This is a genomic window from Sphingobacterium cellulitidis, assembly GCF_043187465.1.
Classification (GTDB): Bacteria; Bacteroidota; Bacteroidia; order Sphingobacteriales; family Sphingobacteriaceae; genus Sphingobacterium; species Sphingobacterium cellulitidis.
Genome location: NZ_CP171136.1, coordinates 2,540,425 through 2,560,714, shown reverse-complemented (window position 1 = coordinate 2,560,714; position 20,290 = coordinate 2,540,425). Strand labels below are relative to the sequence as shown.

Below are 20,290 nucleotides of genomic sequence, written 5' to 3'. Positions count from 1 at the left end.
AACCCTAAATAACACGATTATGTTAAGCTATAATGAAGTAAGCACGCTAGATAGAGATATTTTTGATTGTTGTGATCAAAAACCTAATCCCAATGAAAATGGGGGAGATTGTTGTTATGAGGCATGGTTAGGCGATCTTGTGCAAGTCACAGCAGATTGGAAATCTGCTAATGCATATGCCAGTAACAAAGAGCTGGAATATAACCTCAGTGTGGAGGAAAGAGATCGGCTCAAAGCTTGGTTCGCAGATTGGGAAGCAACTGATGAAAATGCTGATGCTCTTTGTCGACAATTAGAACTTTTTATCCTTTTACTGCAAAAAGTATGTCTAGTGACCGATAAAACCAATAAGGCTATTGAAATCCTTTTTTGCATGGTTGAAGACCTCTATAACCGCGTAGACAAATTGAAATCCCAATATGATAAGTTATTGCTCTGTATCAATTGCTTGAAAAGACCTGAGTTATCTCCAGGAATTGGAATAATGAAATTACTGGAAGACTATGGTCAAAAATTGGATGCTGTAATCTTGACCCGAGATATTATGATCCCTCAGGTAGTAGCGGTTGTTGAATTGGCCTATGGCCTGCATATCAATATCTGTGAGGAATATGGATTGAAAAGAGTGATTCAATACTGGAAGGATAAATTTAAATGCAACCAAGGTTCCAATCCAGATAGCACTGCTTATCCTGAATCCAGCAAGATTGTGAAAAGTTCTGAAGGCAATGAATGTTGCTGCTTAGAACCCGCCATTCATCTTCCAATCGATAGCGATGAATATTATCGCCAACTAGAAGTCGATTACCTGAACTCCAAACAGAATGTAGATGGACTCAAGAAAGAATTGGACTCCGCAAAAGAAAAACGAGACGCCTTGCTTGCTTGCAAGCAAAGCCTCGAAAATGCAATTAATGAGGTCAATCCTGCAAATAAATGTAAATAACATAAACGCTTAAATCTTAAGTTATGTCAAACGATCCTAAAAAAAATTATCCACTTCCCAAGTTCCATTTCCAATTGGATTGGGGCGGAACTAGAATCGGTTTTACCGAAGTGAGTGGACTTGACTTTGAAACTGAGGTTATTGAATACCGGGAAGGTAGTAGCCCGACATATAATAAAACCAAGCAGCCAGGGTTAACGAAATACCCGAATGTAACCTTGAAAAGAGGAACCTTCTTTGGTGATTTTGAATTCTTTGAACAATGGAAAAAAACCATGATGTTCCAAGAAGGAAAAGAAAAGTTCCGTCGGGATGTAACAATTCGTCTCCTTGACGAAGAACATCAACCCATAATTTCTTGGACCTTGTCTCGGGCTTGGCCTTCCAAAGTGCAATCCACAAACCTTAAAGCCGACGCCAACGAAGTCGCTATTGAATCAATGGAACTCGTACATGAAGGCTTATCTATTGTTGAAGCAAAAAAATAAACTAAAGGACCATGCCTGATTCATTCTATCAAACCGTCAACTTTCACTTTTCAGTAAACTTTACTCTGAAAGGTAATAAAGCCGTTGATATTAAGTTTCAGTCTGTCACTGGATTGGATTCCAGCATTGATGTGGAAACCATCAAGGAAGGTGGCGAAAATAGGTTTGAGCATGTTGTACCTGTTCGCCACAAATATGGTCCTTTAGTCTTAAAAAGAGGGTTGATTGCACCCGGTGAATCCGCAATTACAGATTGGTTGAAAAGAGCTTTCGATGATCAACAATATGAACCGCTAGAAACGGTCATTATTAATTTATTGGATGAACAACATCAATCTTTAATGCACTGGAAAATCAATAATGTATGGCCCAGGTCCTGGAAATTATCAGAATTGAATGCCGGACGTGCTGAAATTCTCATTGAAACCTTGGAGTTAAACTTTAACCGATTAATTTTTCAAAAATCTTAGCTATGCCTGTCGAAGTCAGAGAGTTGCTCATTAAGGCAACCATCATTCAAGAAATTCCTCTCAATGGAGAAGGACAAGGAAATCAGGATAATGGTGTTTCTCCAGCTGAAGAGATTATCAAAGTTTGTGTCGAAAAAGTATTGGAAATCTTAAAAGATAAAAATGAGCGCTAATTATAGTTCTGGAAAATTAGAGAAACTGTTGATCTATTCATTTACGGATAGACAGTTTCAAATGAATGCTGCTGAACAAACTAATACACCTGCATTTGTTGCCCCTATAAATCCAGAGGCATTTTCCAAAAACTATAAAATTGAACACGATGTTCAAAGACCTCATGGAGCTGGAGCTCCTGAAGTGAAGTTTAAATCAACAGCGCCAGAAGAATTAAAACTCGATTTCATCTTGGATGGAACCGGTACAATGGAAGGTTATTGGGAGGAATATAAAAGCAAACCTGTTCAGGAGCAATTGAAAATTTTCATGGATTGTGCCTATAACTATCAAGGTGACATCCATCGCCCAAATTTCCTGTTAATTATCTGGGGCTCTGAAATCCGGTTCCGCTGTGTTCTCTCAAATCTGGATATAAACTTTACCTTATTTAAACCCGATGGAACACCACTGAGAGCTAAATTATCAGCAACCTTCTTGAATTACCAATCACGGGAACAAAGAATGGCTGAAGATAATCCTTCATCGCCCGATTTAACCCATCATCGCGTAATAAAGCAAGGGGATCGATTGGACCTGATGACTTTTTCAATATACAATGATCCCAAATATTTCCTTCAAGTAGCTAAGGCTAATGGATTGATATCTATAAAAAAATTAATACCAGGTCAAGAAATCTATTTTCCACCTTTTAATAAAAAAGATTGAACAAAAGTAAAATTAAGAAAAACGGTTAAAACCGTTACTATGCAGTAGTTTATAAATTGACGGTCTGAATTTGGAAGGTAGTGTACATCAGGTTTTGGGCTTAAAAAGACAGAGATAGGTTACTAAATCATTACCTGTTTTGGATTGTACAAGATAGTATAATTAGCTATATTTCAGCATTTTGCACTCTTTTTTATCTTTCCTTGTAACTCGCTAAAATTTAATTTTAAACATTAAAATTTTGAGTTATGGAGACAGTTAAAAGATCCACTTTCAAGCTATTGTTTTACTTGAAGAAAAATGAACCCAAAAAAAATGGTAATGTACCTGTAATGGGACGTATTACTATTGATGGTACACCAAAAACTTTTGGAACCAAACTGGAAATTGATCCCAATACTTGGGATTTAAAACACGGACGCGTACAGGGAAAAAGCACAACAGCACTAACTACCAATCAAAAATTGGATAAAATTCGTGTACGTATCAATAAGATTTATGATGATATGCTTAAAGATGAAGGTTTTGCTACTTCACAGAAAGTTAAGCTCTCTTTTTTAGGTGTCGGTGTGATGGATGATGCAGTACTCAAAGTTTTCAAAGAACAAAATGAGGATTTTGAAAAAATGGTGGCAAAAGGTAAGCGCTCGTCAAACACTTATTATAAGTACAAAGTTGTTTTCAATCATCTGACGGAATTTATAAAAGCTAGGTATCATCGGGATGATATGGCTTTTCGTGAGCTTACATCTGATTTTATCAGGGAGTTCGATTTTTTCCTTCGCATTGATAAAGAATGTACACACAATACGGTATGGGTTTATACAATGCCTGTTATAGCTTTAGCTGACCTAGCTATTAAAAAAGGATTGATACGTCAAAATCCATTTGAGGATTACGAAATAAGCATGCAGGAAACTGATCGTAGCTATCTTTTGAAGGAGGCTGTGGAAAAATTGTTATTCTTAAAACCCTCTAAGCCGAAATATGAACTGGTTAAAGACATTTTCATTTTTAGTTGCTTTACAGGGTTGTCTTACATTGACGTTAAAAAGCTAAAGTGGAGCAACATTCAATCCTTCTTTGACGGTCATCAATGGATTATCAGCCGAAGAAAGAAATCGGATGTTGCATCAAATGTTCGTTTGATGGAAATTCCCAAACGGATCATTGAAAAATACAGAGGTATTACAAGAAATGATTTCATATTTCCAGTTCCATCCAATGCAACATGTAATAATCATGTAGCTAAACTGATTGAAGAAGCTGAAATTGTCACTGAACAAAAAGTGACGTTCCATACGGCACGACATACTTTTGCAACAATGTTTTTAACAGAGGGAGTACCTCTTGAAAGCCTTAGTAAGATGATGGGACATAAGAATATTTCTACCACTCAGATTTATGCTAAGATTACAAGTCAGAAGATCAGCAAGGATATGGATTTGGTTTCTCCGAAATTTGCTTCTCTGGAAACAGCATTCATTTCAATGGAACCAGATACGCCTTCACAGCCCGATTTCATAATAGTTGAAGATGAATTAGAACTGGTCACTTAATGGTGTAATATTTATTGAAAAGCAGGATTTTATAATTCTGCTTTTTTATTTACCTCTTTATGCAAATTAAAGCCACCTGTTATTTTTTATATTTACAAAACAAACTTGACCTATAGTGTCGTTAAAAAATCCTTATAAAATGGCAGAAATTGACTTGACTAAAATAAAATACTACCCTGACAGATTTTATATCTGCCTAGATGGATTTGATATTGATAACTTAACCACTTTTATAACTGACCTACAAATCGGTCAAGAGCAATCTATATTCATTCATGAATACTACCACTACCTTACCAACATTGCTACATTCTCTGGAATACGTCAATTTAACCTTAATTTTTGTGATAGGTTCCGAGCATCAACCATCTTGACGTCAAAAGAAGGGCTTAACGCTTATCCAATAAACAGTAACACCTTTGAAAGCTGTAAGAATATGGTAGATTATTGGAACGAGATAACAGCCATATTGAATGAGGATGATATTGACTATAATGTGGTCGAAGAAACTGATAAAACGCCTAGTAAAAAATTTGGTATAGCATCGATAGAACGAACCGAAAAACCAATGGAAGTCGTTGTAAATGGTGTTAAGTATAGTGGAGCGAGGATTCTGATTAAGATATATACAACAGAACTTATTAATATTAATAGCTTTTACTTAACATTTGGTGCTATTGATGAGTTTCTGAGTTCTACAATTGACGAGTATATGTATGAGAACAATTTATCGGATATTAACCCAAGTATGCTTAGTCGAAGACCCTTTTATCCTTATGGTTTCTTTGATGAATTGCTTTCGTTTTACGGGATTAAAAGGGCCCCGGCATTTGAGAAAATTCTTATTGCATACTTTGCCTTGAACTCATCAAACCCGCCAGTGATTTTAATTGATATACTTGAAAAATTAAAAGATGGTGGCTATGAACAATTTCAGGAGAATCCCGAAATATATTTGCTTACTAATTTTTTAGAAGTACCTCAGTACAATGATGTTCTTAAAAACATTAAGGACTTTGCCGATCTAACATACGAACAAGGACGTATACATATCTCACAGGCATTGAAATATTATTACGATAAATTTTATATGGCACAAAAACTAAAAGAAAATGACTTCTTTTATTTTGTTAGACCCTTCTTTGCCAACGGTAAGGATACTATTAGTTACAAACAAAAGTTTCTTCTTGAACTTTCAAGAATAATAAACCTTTTTACACCTCCTGTTATACTAAAAGACAAGCAGTTTTTTTATATTGATAAATTGACCACTTTCGGTGAAGCTACCGTATTGATATTGGCTACCTATGAAATTTTTGAAAGTATAAGGACAAACCGAATCGCATCAAGACCTGCACACCAGAAAGCAAAATATAGCTTCCCTGACGGCGATCCTGAGTGCGACAATCTTGAAAAATTTACTCCACCCCCTATTAACGGTATAGTATTCAGGCTTGCTCTTAACGAATTGAACCTATATGGCCCATATCTTAAAGAGTTGGATGACCTTAAACAAAAGAATAGTTAGATATGGGTATTTCAAGACGTCATCATTATATTCCGCAGTTCCTTATCAAGAAATTTGCTGATTCGGACAATATGCTTTATCTGTATGATAAAGAAAAAAAAACCTTTGCAAAGGAAAAGAGAAGCCCCAAATCTATATTCTTTGAGATGAATAGGAATATCCTTGATTTTGGCGGAACAGCAAACGATAATCTTGAAAAGTTGTATGCTGAACTTGACGAAAAATTTTCCCGTGATCTGACAGAAATAATTGCGACTAAAAATATCACTGAAGAAGGGCTTACTTCTTTACTTGTAATGGTTTCTTCATTAAAATGGCGATTACCCGTTAATGATGAACTGTTCTATGATAAAGATAGACAGTATACATACGATAAATTACCGATCTCGATAAAGGCCATAAATGATGATGGCTCTCAAAATACGGAGGCTATCGAGCATCTACTCAATTCTGAAATTTTCAACCGTACAAAACGACTAATCTTTCCGTTCTTACCATTCTATAATAATTATGAAATAGCAGAAGATAAATTATCAAAATTACATCAGAACAGCTATATTGATTCAAATGAGATAATTACATCTATCCTAGGAGATTCACCAATTATTGAAAGCAAACGTTCCGATATAGAAGATTTTGGGAACTTCATTTTACCTCTAGGTAATAAAGAAACTTTCATTTGCAGTGACTCGGGTAACAAGAAGGTCAACAGTATAGCTTTTTATGTAAATAAAGATTTAGCAATGTTTCATCAGGCAAAAAAGTATGTCGTCTGCTGTAATAAAGACCATCTTGCTGCTATTATTTATGCGTACCAAAATTTACATAGTGTAGGGCAAACAAATCTTATTCATGAACACATTTTCAAGTTTGTGTAAACATTACCTATTATAACTGAGCCGAGGTCGATAAACCTCGGTTTTTTTTCCTCTACAAATCCGTAAAGCACATTTACCCTCCCCATATCCTACCATAAAAGAGCTTCACTGGATATTCTTGAAAAAGACAAATTCCAAAATGCCTGTCTACTTCCAAAACATTGTTTTTCCATCTCTCTTTTAAGTGACTCTTAGGAGCCACGAGTTTTAAGAAAACAGTTTAAAATTCGTGCAGGTGATGCCTGTATTCTAATCTAATCAGCCATTTGCTCAATGCCTTTTCCAATGGCTTCCACATTATTTTTTATCCAAGAACCGGTATGCTGTTTTTGTCCCATTTCAAGAGCAAAGGTATTTCAGTGTTCTTAACGCAACAGCAAGATCATGCCCTCCGGGTTTGCAAAATAATCTCCACCCATACGGGTCGTATTTTTTTGACAAAACCTTGCTGCTGCTAAACACTAACCTTTTATGCTCGTGAAACGAAACAAAGCATACTCCGGCTCTTTACACGAATAAAAAAAATGTCAGAAATGAAAAATATCAGCATTGGAAATGGAAAAAGTGAAACGAAAACAAGCACCTCCTCTCATTGCCGAATAAATCAAATCAAAAAAAATCAAACAGGAATTTAACAACGTAAAAATCGAAAATCATGAACATCACAGGAAGATTGACAAGGGATGCGGAAGTACGCACAACGTCACAGGACAAACAAGTAGTAAACTTTTCAGTAGCAACAAACGACAGCTACAAAAACAAGCAGGGCGAACGCATAGAGCAAACCACCTATTTCGACTGCTCGTACTGGATAACTCCCAACGTAGCCAGACTACTCACAAAAGGCACACTGGTAGAACTAACAGGCAGAGTAAGTACAAGAGCGTGGACAGGAAATGACGGAGAGCCAAAAGCAGGACTGAATTTTCATACCTCACAAATCAAACTGCACGGAGGTAGCAGGAAAACAGAAACCGTACAGGCTACTAATAATAACAAAGGTAAGGTTACAGCGGAGCAGACCAAAGACGACCTACCATTTTAACAACAATCAAATATTCATTTTTCAAACTTTTAAAATTTCAATATCATGGCACATAATATCAATTTCAACAGCAAGACAGGACGTTACTCATTCTTTAGTGTAAAGGAAAAAGCGTGGCACGGTTTGGGGCAAATCGTACAGGATTATCCGACAAGCGAGCAGGCTATCAGACACGCAGGGTTAGATTATGAAGTGGTAAAATCTCCACTCTTTACCAAAGGTTCGGGTATTATCGAAACCACTAACGGCATAGAGATAGGCAGTAGCGAACTGGAAGTACATAACTATTTCGCCAACATACGCACCGATAACAATGCCGTATTGGGTGTGGTGGGTAAAGACTACCATATCGTACAAAACAGGGATGCTTTTTCATTCTTTGACAGTATTGTAGGCGGTACAGACGGTATTTTATACGAAACCGCAGGAGCTTTAGGTAATGGGGAACGCATTTTTATTACAGCCAAATTGCCGAGTTATATCCGTGTGGGCAATGGCGATGATGTGACAGAAAAATACATCTTCCTAACAACTTCGCACGACGGTAGCGGAAGTATTACAGCCGCTTTTACACCTATCCGTATCGTTTGCCAAAATACCTTAAACGCTTCTTTGCGTAATATGAGCAATGTGGTACGCATCAAGCACACCGCAGGAGCAAAACAACGTTTGGACAATGCTCATAAAGTTATGGGATTGGCTAACCAGTTTAGCGACCAGTTAGAGGGTATTTTCAATGAGTGGACGAAAGTCAAAGTATCAGACCAAGAGGTTAAAAAGCTAATCCAACTGGCACTTTGTCCGAATAAGGAAACATTGGAATTACTGAAAAAAGGTGCGGAAGATGAAGTTTCCACCGTATTCAAAAACGTGGTTGAAGATGCTTTTGCTTATGCAATGGTAAGCGATACCCAACAAATGGACACCACCAAAGGCACATTGTTCGGGGCATATAATGCAGTAACAGGCTACTATCAGAACGTAAGAAGCTACAAAGACAACGAAGCCAAGTTACAGAGTATTGTAATGGGCGGTACTGCTCAACTCAAATCACAGAAAGCATTTGAACTGTGTACCTCTTTTCAGAAAGTCGGTGAAGAGGTTTTTCAACTTAATTAATTACACCACAGGCTACCGCCTTGCAAACGGTGGTAGCCTTATATTATTAAACATGAAAGTAACGGATTTGAACGGATGCTCTATCGAAGTCACTGACCTTGATGAAGCCATAAAGATTAGCAAACGGTACACTGGTTACAGACACGAGGACGAAAGTTTCTCCGAGTTCGACAAAAGACAGAACGCTTATTGGACAGATATGTACAATAAACTGACAGCAAAGAAAAAACGATTAGAGGACAAACAAAAAAATTAGAACGATGAATACAAATTTTTTCAATCAGATACAGCAGTTGGACTTTACAGGAGTATTGCAACTGAACATTTCAAAGGGAACAGAAACCAAGCTAATAGTATCGGTTATGCTTAACAATGATGAGTGCGGAGATAACGCCAAAAACCTTATTCCACCCCTTACATTCAATGCTACCGCACAGGAGTTTGACGAGGGATTTTTTGAGCAGATAACCGCACCAGTACAAACCGTTTCGGGCATGATGGTAGATATGGAAAAGTTTCTAAAACAAATGGAGGAAGTCAAAAAGCAATCGGCAATGGAAAAGGAAAAAGCCGATAAGGAGAAGAAAGAAAAAGAAGCCAGGGACAAGAAGTATAAAGAAGCTATGGCAAAGGCTGACGAATTGGAAAAAGAGGGCAAATTCCGTGAAGCGTGGATGAAAGTGCCGAACCCTGCCGATTTTCCCGACTATGCCGATGCCATACGCAAACGCAAAACTTCACTATCGGACAAATTTGCCACACCGAGCCTTTTCGGTGCAACAGAAGAAACAACACCCGAACCGATACAATCGACTGTAGTTACAGAGGATTACCCCATTGATGAAGCAGGTGAAGAAGAATAAAAGTGTTAACCAAAAAATTAAATGTTATGTTATTAGCAACGCAATTACAACGAGTTTTCATATTAAATAACAAGGGGCAGGAAATTAAACTGAACGACCCCGAACCGCAATGGAGTGTACAGGCAGTAATGAATTTTTATTCCAATACATACCCCATTCTGACCACCGCAAAAGTATCAGCACCACAAATCAAAGACGATACCGTACAGTACCGCTTTGAAAGTGCTATGGGAACAAAAGGTTAAACCAAAACAGTAAAACAATGACTTATGCAACGACATACCGTATCGGGAACATTCCAAATGCCCCAAGAACCCAAGCAAAAGCAATTACATCGTCAGTTGAGCGAGTTCGCAAACTGGATGCAACGACCGAAAGACGCAAACGAAATCCAAAAGGACAAACAAAAGTCTGTACCAGTAACTATGTTGCCAATGGTTTTCTAAGAACTTCGTTTCTCCCAAGACTGGAAGAAACGGAAACTGTACAGGCTTGCAGGGATAATATCAAAATGGAAAGGGATTTTTATCGTTCCCTTTCTCAATTAGCAGAGCATTACGGTATCATTCCGAAACCAACGCAGGCTTTAGGATATCCGTACAATATCGCATTGGCTTTAAAAGATATAGAAGAACAGTTAAAACTTAAAGTAAGCGATTGGGAAGAAATCAAACTGATACAGGATAGTAAGAAAGTGTTTTTTACAAGTGAGGAAAGATATAATACAGGTGCAACGCTGTATTATATTCCTGTAGTACCCTTATTTCGTTGGTTGAAAGACCCAAAGCGAAAACATACCGCTCAACTGCTTATATCGGTTTGTAGTTATCTGTACCACATTGCCGACATTCCCTATTACAGACAGGAAAGCAGTTATCTGTACTGGATGTATGAGATGCATAAAGATTGGGTAACAGAGGACGATTATGGAGAAGACACAGAAACCTATCTTAGTGAATTTGCACAAGCGGAATGGATTGGCGACCGTATGGAACAGAAGATATATAACGAAGCCAATTTAAGGCTCTTTAAAGACCGTTTAAACCGCTTTAAACCAAAAGATAAGATTGATGCTGATTGCTATAAAGTAGCACAGGAAGCCTATGCAATTTATGAGCAGTACCCCAATGCAACCGTCTTCCGCAATGCCCGACCAAATGGCGAAGCCAACGAAGAAGATATGGAAAACATTATATCTATGGAGAAATATGTTTCCTTCTGTGCAGATGGTACAGGGTGGCTAATGGATAATGTAGTAGAATCTGTAAATAACGAATTACAGGAATACGGACAGATGGAAGAACCGATTATTATCAAACGGTTTGACGGAAGCGATATAACCGCCAATACATTGGAGTTTGAAAACCGTTTGTTACCGATGATAAACGAACTGACCTACATTTTAAATAATTTTTAAAAACAAAACTATGAACGATATAACACAGGATTTCGGAATGCTGTACTATCCAAAATCAGCATTGGTATTTTATCAGACTACTGGAAAGGGTAACGATACTTATGTAGAGCATTTTGATATGGATAAAAACGGTATGCCCATTAATGCACACCCTTTGACCGTAAAAGAAGCGAACCAATTGGCAAAGGCTTTGAAGACCGCCAAAGAGGAAAAAGAACCGCTATTGAAACCGCAGGGAGTATTGAGCAATCAGGTTTTATACTTTGAGCCGACAGGAAACAAAGTGGTTTGGTTTACCAAAGCCACACAAAGGGAAATGTATTTTATTGAAAGTCTGGGAATACCCAAAGGCAAAGCCAATGTACCGCCTATGCTGTGGGTAGCGAACCGAAGCGGTTTAGCCGTTTTCGCTTTAATAAATGGCAGAAGACCTACGATAAAAACAAAGCTTTACAACGCTCCTTTTTTTAATGTGTACGAGGACGGCAATGTATGTATGGGTACAGTAGATGTACGCATAAAGAAAACCGCTTCATTGGAAGAATTTACAAACAAATGGGAAGGCTTTTTCTTTAACAGTTATTTCAGTCATTTAATGCACGGTCATAACCCGATAAAAGGAAATTGCGTAAGCCTTTGGGAAAATTTAATTGCCACAGGCGAAGCTTTTCCAATGGAAGTATTGACAAAAAGTAATCTAACCTTAAAAGACATATTGCGATGAATACCGAAAAAATAAAAGTCCATTTTACGGACAATAGTTTAATAAATGCAACCAATCCTATATCGGTAAACCTTATCGGTGCAGGTGGTACAGGCTCAAAGGTTTTGACCGCCTTAATGGAAATGAACCATAGTTTGATTGCGTTAGGTCACGCAGGATTGTCCGTTCGCCTTTGGGATGATGATGTTATTACGGAAGCTAATTTGGGCAGACAGCGTTTTGCAGAATGCGAAGTAGGATTGTATAAATCTGCTGCTCTAATCAACCGAGCCAACCGCTTTTCAGGTACAAATTGGAAAGCCGAAACGCAGAAGTTTGAAAAGGACAGTTTGGGCAAACTTCCCGAAAACGCACAGGCTACTATCTTTATTACCTGTGTAGATAGTGTAAAGGCAAGATTTGGTATTGCTGAAATATTAAAAGCACTGGATAACGGAAAATATTATCATCATAAACCAAAATACTGGTTGGATTATGGTAACAGCCAATATACAGGACAAGTATTGTTATCAACTATTGGAGATATAAAACAACCCAATTCCGATATATATGAAACGGTAGCTAATCTGCCAATGGTTACAGATGAATTTGGTGCTTTGTTAAAGCAGTCCGAACAGCAAGACGATACACCAAGTTGCAGTTTAGCTGAAGCATTGGAAAAACAGGATTTATATATCAATTCGTCATTGGCTCAAATGGGTAGTTCTTTGTTATGGGGTTTATTTCGTAATGGATTGACCGAATACAGAGGTTTTTTTCTCAATCTGAAAGATTTTAGGTCACAGCCTATTCCAGTCGCCCGATAGCCAAAATCGGGCCGCAAAAAGACACTCCCTCCGATGGTCGGGGCAGTCTTTTTGCATTTAAGCGGTACAACCCCTTTGCCAAAATGTAAGGCTACGCACCGTCCTCACTTCACATTTTATCAAACAGGTTGCGATCTGTTTTTGAAGGGATATTCCAGTATCCCTTTCGTTGTTTTAGCGAACTTCTTTTCTTTCCACATCTGCGACCAAAGAAAAGAAGCAAAAGAACGCCGCTTGGTTATTATTGGTTTTTACCTTAACGATTCCTAGTGATATTTTTATTTGAGTAAATTTGCTAGTAAATACAATGTATGAATAACTGGCTATAAAGAATGCTCATTGCGTTCGCTTTAGAGTTAAGCATAATCTTAACAGTGACCGTACCAATCTGAACCGTTAGAAAAATGGACGACAATATCCCTTTTGTTATTTTTACAGTTTAGTTTAAGCAGTGTCTGTTAGGCAACTTTAATTTATATTTTTGTAATAAAAGGATATTTAATAGATAATTTACATTGAATGGAAAAATTGATTATAGCATTAACCGAATTAGAAAAGTTAAAATATGTTGAACGTGGTACCAATGTAAAGGGAAGAAAAGAAAGTACAGCAGAACACTCTTGGAGTTGTTTGCTGATTGCGGATATTCTAATCGATTATGTTGAAGAACCATTAAACAGATTAAAAGTTATTGAGTATTTAATTTACCATGATATTGTTGAAGTTTATGCAGGAGATGCCAAATTCAATAATCCAGAGGAAATGAAACTCAAACATCAAAAAGAAGAACAAGCATTAGAAAAAATCAAAACACTTATTCCTAATAAATTAAGATTTGAAAAAATTGTCAGTGAATATGAAAAAAGAGCCACACGAGAAGCTGAATTTGCTAAAGCTGTTGACTGTTTAGACGCCTGTATTAGAAATATTAATGATGATACTAAATCTAATAATGATGGATTTACAGAAGTCTTAATAAGAAATAAATATTTGCCACATGTGTCAAAGTTTGACATTACAAAAGAATTATTTGAGCATTTAATACACCGACTGCAAGTATTAAATAAATTATAATTACTATATTTTGTTTGATAAAGATGCAAATCAAATTTTCTTTTGCCTTGTAAATACTTTTTTTCTTTCCACATCTGCGACCAAAGAAAAGAAGCAAAAGAAAGTCGCTTGGCTATTATTGGTTTTTACCTTAACGATTCCTAAGGATATTTTTATTTGAGTAAATTTGCAAGTGAAAACAATGTATTGATAGCTGACTATAAAAAATGCGCTTTGCTTTAATAGATAATAATCGGACAGAAGCTCAACCGAAACTTAACGGATTGTGTTGTTGTTGTTCGAAGCCAGTTATTGCAAAATGTGGTACACGAAAAATATGGCATTGGGCACATAAAAGCAAAACGGATTGTGACAATTGGTGGGAACCAGAAACAGAGTGGCACCGAACTTGGAAAAACAATTATCCATCCGATTGGCAAGAAATATCTTTGTTTGATAATGGAACAAAAGAAAAACATATTGCTGATGTTCGTACCGCTCATAGCCTCGTAATAGAGTTTCAACATTCGAACATTAATCCTCAAGAGCGAACTGCACGAGAACAGTTTTATAAAAACATGGTTTGGATAGTGGATGGCACGCGACTAAAAAGAGATTATCCTCGTTTTTTAAAGGAATGGAAAAGAGACGGAATTAGTGAAGTGCATCAAACTGAAAAGTCGGGGATTTTTGAGGTTTGTTTTCCAGAGTTTTGTTTTCCAGAAGCTTGGCTTAAAAGTTCTGTACCTGTAATCTTTGATTTTCGAGGAAACAGTTCAATAGATGATACAGAAGATTTACGAAATAATCTTTACTGTTTATTTCCACAGGTTGGTAGACATGCAAAAGTTGCAGAAATCTCACGTAAAGCTTTTTTGAATACAACCACAAATGGTGAATGGACTTTGAGAGTTCAGGAATTCATAAATGAATTTAGAAAGCAAGACCAAATAAAAGAAAGAGAAAATCGACAAACATTGTACTCATCAAATAGAGGAATATATTCATGGAGAGGAATTCCAATTATTGGATATAGAAAGCGTAGACGAAGATTATAAGCATTCCAGCTACTAACATGCAATTTGGCAAAAGAGCAAAGTTAAGAGCAATTTAAACGATTCGGCTCCCTATTTCGAAAAAACCACTTGCTTTTTGTTTTTCTTTTTTTAATTCAAGATTCATGAATCATGATTCATGATTTTTATCCGTAAAAACCATTTTCGGTTCCTCTTTTTTGTATTTTAGCAAAAACGAAAAATGGTTCTGCTAACGCAAGTGCAAAATTGAACGTTCGATCTTATAAAGTTCACTCTTTTGCAAGGCTATGGCTAGTTCCCTTCAATACTATTTTTAACGATATGCCCAAAAATTATACATTTGAAATTAGAGAAACTTTTGGAAAGAAATATTTAAAAGTATTTCTAAAAGATGGAATTGATCCTGAAAATATTGCTAATCATTTACAACAATTAGCCTCAGTACATAAGTCAAATGTTACGAAGCAAAAAAGTGGTAATATTGACTTAACAATATATCCATCAAAATTATACGAAATAGAAGAAACACAAGATGAAGTCGCTCTAACACTTGAAAACTATTTTAATGGTTCTCCTGTTGATCCGCAATTCGTTGACCAAACCGTTACTGGCGTCAGTGAAAAAGCATTTTACCAAGTTATTGATTATATGAATATTCTCGGTAAAAATTTAGAAGGTTTCAAATCTCTTAATGTTCGTTTTGATGAAGAAAGATACAGAGATTACTTTATTCCTTTCTTAAACTCTATTTCAAAGAATCATTCTGCTAAAGGTGAAGTTTTTAATAGAAACGGAAAAACAGATATTTTAATGTTCGACAATAATGGGAATAATCTTTTTATTGCAGAGTGTAAATTATGGAAAGGTGAAAAGTACCTAATTGATGGGTTAAATCAGTTACTATCAAATTATGTGAATTGGAGAGATGAAAAAGTTGCTTTGGTAATTTTCAATCGTGATACTAAGAATTTTACCGATGTAATAGAAAAATCGAGAAACGCAATATTAGCACATGAACTGTGTGAAGGTTTGGTTAATCAAAGAGCACAAACAAATTTCACTTTCTCGTTTAAAAATCCGGATGATCCAAATAAGAAAATATTGGTTGAGTTAGTGTTATTTAATTTTGCGTAAGTAATACAGATAACAGTGCTTTTTTAACCACCAATTCTCACAGTACGGGCTTTAGTATTAGTTATATTCGTCGAGTAATAAATCCAAAATATCATGCTGACATATAACGAAATTATCCAATTAAAAGACAAGTTGGAAAATAATGAAATCACATTAGAAATTGCAAAATCACAATACTGGATTGATTTCAAAGGTGGACAGCGATTGTGGCATTCTAAAGATTGGAGAGAAAGAAGAATTGAATTCATTAAAAATAATTGTGAGATATGTAATAGTACAGAAACATTAACACTTCAACATTTTTCTCATCCAACTAATTATTAAGAATATATTACAGAGATAATAAGAGCATATCCCAAGAATACATCGGTGCTAGTCCAGATGTGGAAAGAAGTAAATTCAGTAATCTACTGTGGGAATTTAAAATCTTGTTCAATTTTTCTACTTAATGCATTATTCCTTATTGTTTTTTTTTAAATTAGCCTAAGGCATTAAAATGCTATCTATGTTTCAGTTAAATTGATGCGTTAATAGCTTGTCGATCTTTTATTAGATTAAACCAAATTAACGTAAAAAATGCATTTAGCTTATATAAAGATTGAAAACTACAAAGGAATTGAGGTAATTGAAACCGAATTTGATCCAAAACTAAATATTATTATTGGTGAAAATGGATGCGGTAAATCAGCTGTTATTGATGCCATACGTTTACTATACAATATTGGAGAACCTATAAGGGAGTTATCAGTTTCATCCGATGATTTCCATCAAAAAGCAATCGACAATGATGGTCATAAAACACTTAATAAATCTACCCTAATAACCATTACTTATATTTTTAAAGGATTATCTACCGCTCAAAAAGGAGGGTTTTATGAATATATGGTAATTGATCCCAATAATATTGAGGAAGATTATGCTAAAATATCCATCTCTTATGAAGAAAAAGACGGAAAATATCCATATTTCACTTATAATACCGGAAATATTGATGGTCAAAAAGCAGACTATAAAACCTTCGAACTTTTTCAGCATTATTATTTAGGAGCTTTAAGGGATAGTACCAAGGATCTGTTGAGTACTAGAAATAATATTTTGGGCAAAGTTATAAGACGATTTGTAAAGAGAGAAAAGTCGGAATTGCAAATAGAACAGATAATAAAAGATGCAAATTCTCAGCTGTTAGAACGTGATGAAGTTAAAAATACGCGAGATGGTGTTAACACGAATCTCGAAAGTATTTTTAAGAGAGTTATTGACAATAAAATCGGCGTCAGAATTGAGGAAGCAAAAACAGAATATATAGTTAATGCAATCAAACCTTATCTTCCACATAATAGAGCTACTTTGATGGATGAGGGGTTTCATTTATGGCAAAATAGTTTAGGATTGAACAATCTAATCTATATAGCAGTTGTTCTAGGTGATATAAAAGAACAGATTAAGGATAATGGCCTACCTCATTTTGCACTTCTAATCGAAGAACCCGAATCTCACCTTCACCCACAATTACAGCTAAGCCTTTATAACTTTTTAAATAATGCAAATGCGACTGAAAACAGCCAGCTATTTATAACTACCCATTCACCAACGTTGACTTCAAAAGTACCCCTTAAAAATCTTATTTTATTAGATTGTGGTAAAGCAACAAAACTGGATAAACAATTTCAAAATAGAGAATCTGAAAAAATAATTGAAGATACTACTAAAAGCAAAGAATTGTTGGATACAGATTTTGAGAATAGAATGAAGAAACTTCAGAGGTACATTGACGTAACCAAATCTCAGCTTCTATTCGCAAAATCCATTTTATTCATTGAGGGAATATCAGAGGAACTTTTGATATCAGCATTTACTCTTTTAGAGGACTATAAACTTGAAGATTACCGGACGGAAATTGTAAACGTAAAAGGAACTTCATTTTATCCCTTCCTTTACCTTTTTAATCACTCAGATGTACTGAAACGAATAAACAAGCCTATTTCCATCATTACAGACGATGACAGGTTTACTGACTCAAAAAAATCTGATTATAGCTTTAAGAATTTGATAAATGATACCACCGTGCTAGATCTTTTAGATGATTGTATCCAAAAAGGTAACGCTGTATCAAGAATTAGGAATTTAAACTCTGTTAAAAACAAGGCTGAAAATATAAAGATTTTTGAGTCATTTAAAACTTTGGAATATGAAATAGCATCGCATAACGTAAACAATGACAGAAGTGCTTTTAAGGACAACTTTTTAGTGAAGTATCTTGACATGATAGTAAGTGATAAAATCAGCAATATAGTCACATACATGTCAACGTTTCCAGCAGATTTGATGTCTGAACAGGAAAAAAGAAAAGTTGCGATTCTCTTATGGAAAACGTTCCCTGACAAAGCTGAATTTGCACAGGATTTCTCAATTCATTTAATTGATAATTTGGAAGAGGCAAAAGCCTCATTTATAGTTCCGGTATATATATTGAACGCGTTAACTCATTTAAAAAATGGATTGTAATGTATTATGAAAATGAAGAAAGACTGGCTTACTTACAAGCTAGAGGAAAAGTTATTTTAAATGCCTGTCCTGGAAGCGGAAAAACAACTACTATCGCAAAGAAGATATTAAATTTAGAGAATTTAAAAGAAGTTGGAGGGCATTCGGGAGTAGCTTGTTTATCATTTACTAACTCTGCTAAAGATGAAATCAATGAAGCCTATAGGAAACTGGCGGGTAAATCACTTCAATTCCCTAATCATGTATCAACTATTGATAGTTTTATAAATAAGTATATTACTCTTCCATTTTATAACCTACTTAATCGAGACTTTAATAGACCAAAAATACTCGACCACACAACGATCTTAGATGATATGTGGAAGACCACTTATGTTAAAAATGGCAAAACACTTGAAGGCTTACTAAGACCACTTAATAATCCAGAATACAAGGCAAAGAATAATCGAAGTATTTATCATCTATATCCTCCCAGTGAAATTAGAATTGAGCCAAATGGATCTTTTTCTATTAATGGAAATCAACCATCATCTGATAAAGTTGAAAAAGTTAATTTTGACAACTACTGTAAACTCATCAAGAATGCTCAATTTCGAAAAGGATTAATTTCAACTGGAGATTCAGCATTTATAGCCCTTCACCTACTGAAAAATAATCCTAAAATTTGCAGATGGCTTAGTTTAAGATTTCCTTTTATTATTATAGACGAGGCTCAGGACAATTCACTAATGCAGCATGCCATATTTGAAGAATTAGTGAAGCAAGGCCTTAACAATATTGAACTGATAGGAGATCCTTACCAAAGCTTATATGAGTGGCGAGATGCAAAGCCTTCTGAATTTTTAAGAAAGTACGAAAATGACGCAACATGGAACTCTTACGACTTAACTGATAACCGACGATCACCTCAAAGTATAATTGATATATTTTCAAAAGTTCGTCGATCAGATGATTTAAAAATCAATAGCGTAGATTGTGAAAATATAACGGATTCGATTGTAATTTATAAATATTCAAACGTGAATCATCAATTAATTATTAAACATTATGATGACTCTTGTTCAATGAAAAAATACATCAGTAGCTGTATTGTTGTTCGAGGAAATTCGTTGAAAGACGCATTGTTAGGAGCAAAAACAGAACAGAGACCTTGGGGTATAGACTTGCCAAAACAAATTATATATGCTAAAAATCTTTACACAAGTGGTGATATTAAAAATGCAATAAAAGAAATCAGAACCATTTGTATACCCCTAATGCATTCTGATGAGGCTGATTATCATTTATTGAAAGAGATTGAGAAAGAAAAAAGTATAGATCCTTACTTTAATTCATTGATGATTACTATTTTAGATGAATTACCAGCTTTTAGTAAAACAATTCAAGATTGGACAGCTGCTACTCAGCAGTTTTTAAAAAGTAAATTAGGCCTTAGCCATGAAGTAGATTTTAATCTACGGAGTCGAAAATCGAAATATTTAGAAAAATCTACGCTTGCTGAAACTGTAAGCCAACATTTTAAAAAATCTTTTTCTACGTTCAATATCCCCATCACTACGATACACCAAGTAAAGGGACAAACTTTGGATTCTATTCTTGTTTTTTTCAACGAAAGGAAACATAAAGATAATATCACATTTGATAACATATCAAATATTGACAATGGCTTTCCTGATGAAACCAAAAGATTAATATATGTGGCATTATCTCGACCAAGACATCTATTAGCAATGGCTTTCCCACATTCAGTAACAGATAATGAACTCAAACAGAAGTTCGGCAACGAAATCAGGATAATAAAAGAAGAAGAGTTAAATCAGTTATAATCTACATACA

Annotated in this window: 22 protein-coding genes; all 22 read left to right on the top strand. The window is 35.4% G+C overall.

The features are described 5' to 3' along the window. Positions 1-19: 19 nt before the first annotated feature. The 22 genes from ACF3OC_RS11410 to ACF3OC_RS11305 all read left to right on the top strand — a co-directional run bounded on the left by ACF3OC_RS11410 (position 20) and on the right by ACF3OC_RS11305 (position 20,280). A complete protein-coding gene (locus ACF3OC_RS11410; RefSeq protein WP_392469225.1) occupies positions 20-946 on the top strand; it encodes a hypothetical protein in 927 nt (308 codons plus the stop codon). A gap of 23 nt (positions 947-969) precedes the next feature. Continuing rightward, positions 970-1,434 (top strand): phage tail protein, encoded by a 465-nt coding sequence (locus ACF3OC_RS11405; protein WP_094256666.1) that lies wholly within the window; start codon positions 970-972, stop codon positions 1,432-1,434. A gap of 11 nt (positions 1,435-1,445) precedes the next feature. Continuing rightward, on the top strand, positions 1,446-1,904 hold the full coding sequence (locus ACF3OC_RS11400; protein ID WP_094281855.1) for a phage tail protein: 459 nt from the start codon (positions 1,446-1,448) through the stop codon (positions 1,902-1,904). Positions 1,905-1,906: 2 nt separating this feature from the next. Then, on the top strand, positions 1,907-2,077 hold the full coding sequence (locus tag ACF3OC_RS11395) for a DUF5908 family protein (protein ID WP_179221515.1): 171 nt from the start codon (positions 1,907-1,909) through the stop codon (positions 2,075-2,077). After that, on the top strand, positions 2,067-2,786 hold the full coding sequence (locus ACF3OC_RS11390; RefSeq protein WP_392469224.1) for a LysM peptidoglycan-binding domain-containing protein: 720 nt from the start codon (positions 2,067-2,069) through the stop codon (positions 2,784-2,786). The genes ACF3OC_RS11395 and ACF3OC_RS11390 overlap by 11 nt, the downstream gene beginning before the upstream one ends. A gap of 248 nt (positions 2,787-3,034) precedes the next feature. After that, positions 3,035-4,345: a site-specific integrase gene (locus ACF3OC_RS11385; protein ID WP_058699729.1), complete on the top strand. Its 1,311-nt coding sequence runs from the start codon at positions 3,035-3,037 to the stop codon at positions 4,343-4,345. A 139-nt stretch (positions 4,346-4,484) separates the two neighbouring features. Further along, complete coding sequence (locus ACF3OC_RS11380; RefSeq protein WP_058699730.1) at positions 4,485-5,873, top strand: hypothetical protein; 1,389 nt, start codon at positions 4,485-4,487, stop codon at positions 5,871-5,873. Between the two features lie 2 nt (positions 5,874-5,875). Beyond that, entirely contained in the window at positions 5,876-6,751 is an 876-nt protein-coding gene (locus ACF3OC_RS11375; protein WP_058699731.1) for a DUF4238 domain-containing protein, read from the top strand. 655 nt (positions 6,752-7,406) lie between these two features. Next, positions 7,407-7,796, top strand: a complete 390-nt coding sequence (locus ACF3OC_RS11370; protein WP_058699732.1) for a single-stranded DNA-binding protein — start codon at positions 7,407-7,409, stop codon at positions 7,794-7,796. A gap of 45 nt (positions 7,797-7,841) precedes the next feature. Then, complete coding sequence (locus ACF3OC_RS11365; protein ID WP_058699733.1) at positions 7,842-8,915, top strand: DUF932 domain-containing protein; 1,074 nt, start codon at positions 7,842-7,844, stop codon at positions 8,913-8,915. A gap of 52 nt (positions 8,916-8,967) precedes the next feature. Further along, positions 8,968-9,171, top strand: coding sequence for a hypothetical protein (locus tag ACF3OC_RS11360; protein WP_058699734.1), 204 nt, complete (start codon positions 8,968-8,970; stop codon positions 9,169-9,171). 4 nt (positions 9,172-9,175) lie between these two features. Next, positions 9,176-9,778, top strand: coding sequence for a PRTRC system protein E (locus ACF3OC_RS11355; protein ID WP_058699735.1), 603 nt, complete (start codon positions 9,176-9,178; stop codon positions 9,776-9,778). A gap of 26 nt (positions 9,779-9,804) precedes the next feature. Beyond that, positions 9,805-10,023 carry a PRTRC system protein C gene (locus tag ACF3OC_RS11350; protein ID WP_058700045.1) on the top strand — a complete coding sequence of 73 codons (219 nt, stop codon included), beginning with the start codon at positions 9,805-9,807 and terminating at the stop codon, positions 10,021-10,023. A 17-nt stretch (positions 10,024-10,040) separates the two neighbouring features. Beyond that, the gene (locus tag ACF3OC_RS11345; RefSeq protein ID WP_058699736.1) at positions 10,041-11,195 is read left to right on the top strand and encodes a hypothetical protein; all 1,155 of its coding nucleotides are present in this window, start codon (positions 10,041-10,043) and stop codon (positions 11,193-11,195) included. 10 nt (positions 11,196-11,205) lie between these two features. Next, entirely contained in the window at positions 11,206-11,919 is a 714-nt protein-coding gene (locus ACF3OC_RS11340) for a PRTRC system protein B (RefSeq protein WP_058699737.1), read from the top strand. Beyond that, entirely contained in the window at positions 11,916-12,725 is an 810-nt protein-coding gene (locus tag ACF3OC_RS11335) for a PRTRC system ThiF family protein (RefSeq protein ID WP_058699738.1), read from the top strand. Before ACF3OC_RS11340 ends, ACF3OC_RS11335 begins: the two co-directional genes overlap by 4 nt. A 519-nt stretch (positions 12,726-13,244) precedes the next feature. Next, the gene (locus ACF3OC_RS11330) at positions 13,245-13,799 is read left to right on the top strand and encodes an HD family hydrolase (RefSeq protein WP_058699739.1); all 555 of its coding nucleotides are present in this window, start codon (positions 13,245-13,247) and stop codon (positions 13,797-13,799) included. A 206-nt stretch (positions 13,800-14,005) separates the two neighbouring features. Next, on the top strand, positions 14,006-14,836 hold the full coding sequence (locus ACF3OC_RS11325; RefSeq protein WP_058699740.1) for a competence protein CoiA: 831 nt from the start codon (positions 14,006-14,008) through the stop codon (positions 14,834-14,836). 300 nt (positions 14,837-15,136) lie between these two features. Further along, positions 15,137-15,949: a hypothetical protein gene (locus ACF3OC_RS11320; RefSeq protein WP_058699741.1), complete on the top strand. Its 813-nt coding sequence runs from the start codon at positions 15,137-15,139 to the stop codon at positions 15,947-15,949. A 93-nt stretch (positions 15,950-16,042) separates the two neighbouring features. Continuing rightward, positions 16,043-16,273 carry a hypothetical protein gene (locus ACF3OC_RS11315; RefSeq protein WP_058699742.1) on the top strand — a complete coding sequence of 77 codons (231 nt, stop codon included), beginning with the start codon at positions 16,043-16,045 and terminating at the stop codon, positions 16,271-16,273. A gap of 252 nt (positions 16,274-16,525) precedes the next feature. After that, positions 16,526-18,454, top strand: coding sequence for an AAA family ATPase (locus ACF3OC_RS11310; protein ID WP_058699743.1), 1,929 nt, complete (start codon positions 16,526-16,528; stop codon positions 18,452-18,454). Then, entirely contained in the window at positions 18,454-20,280 is a 1,827-nt protein-coding gene (locus ACF3OC_RS11305) for an ATP-dependent helicase (RefSeq protein WP_068791507.1), read from the top strand. The genes ACF3OC_RS11310 and ACF3OC_RS11305 overlap by 1 nt, the downstream gene beginning before the upstream one ends. The last annotated feature ends 10 nt before the right edge of the window (positions 20,281-20,290 follow it).

What these genes read in the sequence shown, in the direction of transcription:
- ACF3OC_RS11375 (WP_058699731.1), top strand. Translation starts at nt 5,876, where the DNA reads ATGGGTATTTCAAGACGTCATCATTATATTCCGCAGTTCCTTATCAAG.
- ACF3OC_RS11310 (WP_058699743.1), top strand. Translation starts at nt 16,526, where the DNA reads ATGCATTTAGCTTATATAAAGATTGAAAACTACAAAGGAATTGAGGTA.
- ACF3OC_RS11330 (WP_058699739.1), top strand. Translation starts at nt 13,245, where the DNA reads ATGGAAAAATTGATTATAGCATTAACCGAATTAGAAAAGTTAAAATAT.
- ACF3OC_RS11345 (WP_058699736.1), top strand. Translation starts at nt 10,041, where the DNA reads ATGACTTATGCAACGACATACCGTATCGGGAACATTCCAAATGCCCCA.
- ACF3OC_RS11320 (WP_058699741.1), top strand. Translation starts at nt 15,137, where the DNA reads ATGCCCAAAAATTATACATTTGAAATTAGAGAAACTTTTGGAAAGAAA.
- ACF3OC_RS11315 (WP_058699742.1), top strand. Translation starts at nt 16,043, where the DNA reads ATGCTGACATATAACGAAATTATCCAATTAAAAGACAAGTTGGAAAAT.
- ACF3OC_RS11360 (WP_058699734.1), top strand. Translation starts at nt 8,968, where the DNA reads ATGAAAGTAACGGATTTGAACGGATGCTCTATCGAAGTCACTGACCTT.
- ACF3OC_RS11335 (WP_058699738.1), top strand. Translation starts at nt 11,916, where the DNA reads ATGAATACCGAAAAAATAAAAGTCCATTTTACGGACAATAGTTTAATA.
- ACF3OC_RS11380 (WP_058699730.1), top strand. Translation starts at nt 4,485, where the DNA reads ATGGCAGAAATTGACTTGACTAAAATAAAATACTACCCTGACAGATTT.
- ACF3OC_RS11390 (WP_392469224.1), top strand. Translation starts at nt 2,067, where the DNA reads ATGAGCGCTAATTATAGTTCTGGAAAATTAGAGAAACTGTTGATCTAT.
- ACF3OC_RS11355 (WP_058699735.1), top strand. Translation starts at nt 9,176, where the DNA reads ATGAATACAAATTTTTTCAATCAGATACAGCAGTTGGACTTTACAGGA.
- ACF3OC_RS11350 (WP_058700045.1), top strand. Translation starts at nt 9,805, where the DNA reads ATGTTATTAGCAACGCAATTACAACGAGTTTTCATATTAAATAACAAG.
- ACF3OC_RS11340 (WP_058699737.1), top strand. Translation starts at nt 11,206, where the DNA reads ATGAACGATATAACACAGGATTTCGGAATGCTGTACTATCCAAAATCA.
- ACF3OC_RS11370 (WP_058699732.1), top strand. Translation starts at nt 7,407, where the DNA reads ATGAACATCACAGGAAGATTGACAAGGGATGCGGAAGTACGCACAACG.
- ACF3OC_RS11305 (WP_068791507.1), top strand. Translation starts at nt 18,454, where the DNA reads ATGTATTATGAAAATGAAGAAAGACTGGCTTACTTACAAGCTAGAGGA.
- ACF3OC_RS11365 (WP_058699733.1), top strand. Translation starts at nt 7,842, where the DNA reads ATGGCACATAATATCAATTTCAACAGCAAGACAGGACGTTACTCATTC.
- ACF3OC_RS11410 (WP_392469225.1), top strand. Translation starts at nt 20, where the DNA reads ATGTTAAGCTATAATGAAGTAAGCACGCTAGATAGAGATATTTTTGAT.
- ACF3OC_RS11385 (WP_058699729.1), top strand. Translation starts at nt 3,035, where the DNA reads ATGGAGACAGTTAAAAGATCCACTTTCAAGCTATTGTTTTACTTGAAG.
- ACF3OC_RS11405 (WP_094256666.1), top strand. Translation starts at nt 970, where the DNA reads ATGTCAAACGATCCTAAAAAAAATTATCCACTTCCCAAGTTCCATTTC.
- ACF3OC_RS11400 (WP_094281855.1), top strand. Translation starts at nt 1,446, where the DNA reads ATGCCTGATTCATTCTATCAAACCGTCAACTTTCACTTTTCAGTAAAC.
- ACF3OC_RS11395 (WP_179221515.1), top strand. Translation starts at nt 1,907, where the DNA reads ATGCCTGTCGAAGTCAGAGAGTTGCTCATTAAGGCAACCATCATTCAA.
- ACF3OC_RS11325 (WP_058699740.1), top strand. Translation starts at nt 14,006, where the DNA reads ATGCGCTTTGCTTTAATAGATAATAATCGGACAGAAGCTCAACCGAAA.